This window comes from Anaerovibrio sp. JC8, from assembly GCF_002100115.1.
In the GTDB taxonomy this organism is placed as follows: Bacteria; Bacillota; Negativicutes; order Selenomonadales; family Selenomonadaceae; genus Anaerovibrio.
In genome coordinates this window covers 1-1,168 of sequence record NZ_ANBM01000029.1, presented here as the reverse complement: position 1 = coordinate 1,168, position 1,168 = coordinate 1, and the positions used below count along the sequence as shown (strand labels likewise).

3 protein-coding genes are annotated in these 1,168 nt (G+C 40.5%); all 3 read left to right on the top strand.

Annotated elements, in window-relative coordinates:
* Window positions 1–130 precede the first annotated feature (130 nt).
* Window positions 131–514, top strand: coding sequence for a hypothetical protein (locus tag D081_RS12460; protein WP_085024487.1), 384 nt, complete (start codon window positions 131–133; stop codon window positions 512–514).
* A 169-nt stretch (window positions 515–683) separates the two neighbouring features.
* Window positions 684–815 (top strand): hypothetical protein, encoded by a 132-nt coding sequence (locus D081_RS13050; RefSeq protein ID WP_255375019.1) that lies wholly within the window; start codon window positions 684–686, stop codon window positions 813–815.
* A 164-nt stretch (window positions 816–979) separates the two neighbouring features.
* On the top strand, window positions 980–1,168 hold a 189-nt coding region (locus D081_RS12455), incomplete at its 3' end, for a hypothetical protein (RefSeq protein ID WP_143272212.1).

Sequence of the window (1,168 nt, the reverse complement as noted above, 5' to 3'; positions counted from 1 at the left end):
TGTCTGTAGATAGTCGGTTGCGTTGGTCCTTTTTTAATCCAGCTTTTAAAGATTTTTTCATTTTGGAGGATTATAATATAGCATAGAGAAGGATAGATGGTTTCATATTGCGGTGTAAAGGATTAGTTGCATGAAGGATTTTGAAAAAGGATTAGTGGGGCTTTATGATGATTTAATGATTGGCCCCGGCTATACATTTGAAGATTTTAAGAAAAGCAGATATTTCTGCAATCAGGATGGCATACTCATCGTCGATTTAGAGGAAAAGGTTTATATTGACGGCAGATGCTATCTTGCCTGTCTGTTCTTCAGAAATGGTGCCATATACATGCTTTCCTTGATATGCTGCGACAGGAAATTCTCAGAAATTGATGAGCCTAAAAGAAAGGCCTTTCATGATGAAATATTGAAGGGCTACGGCATAGAAGGAAAACAGGAATATTCCTGGGGGAGTATTTCTTCTGACTATGACAGTAGGGGAAATGTAAGCAGCATAAATCTGGTCTACAATTAATAATTTAATAACCAAGTGATGTTTGATGCGCTCTGGGAAAACCGGGGCGCTTTTTATTGCCTTAGCTATGACAAAAAATGTTATAGAAGAAAAGTCAAATGGTCTAAAAATCGACCACTTTGCAAAAATCGACCACTTTTTGCAAAGTCGTTGAATTTTGGAAAAATTCATGCTATTTGCAGAGGTGGGAGCCACCATTACCCAGGCCGATTCCCCATGGACCGTGGACCTTAATCTTACAGCCTTTGCTGGAAAGAAAGAGGGCCTCACCGGCGGTGTGGGATTAAAGTATAATTTCTAAATAATTCATATCACATATCATTTAAAAATCCACTGCTTTGGCGGTGGATTTTTTACTTACGACGTTTGTTTTTTTTCTATTGAATTTTTGCTGTTTTCATGATATTTTGATGGTAGGTGAAAACATGCCTCATGGCATAACGGATATGCATGGAGGGTATGAAAATGAGAACGGAAAAACATAGAAGTCCACTGGAAAAGGACAACAGCACCAGTAAAGCCAATAAGGGCAATGGCTGGAAAGGATTGAAGGGACAGGCGGCTCTGGCACTGGCCGTTTCGCTGTGGATCGCGGGCGGAAGCGTCGAGGCGGCGGTGGAGGATGGTTGGCTTTTCCTCCAAGTTGACAATAAT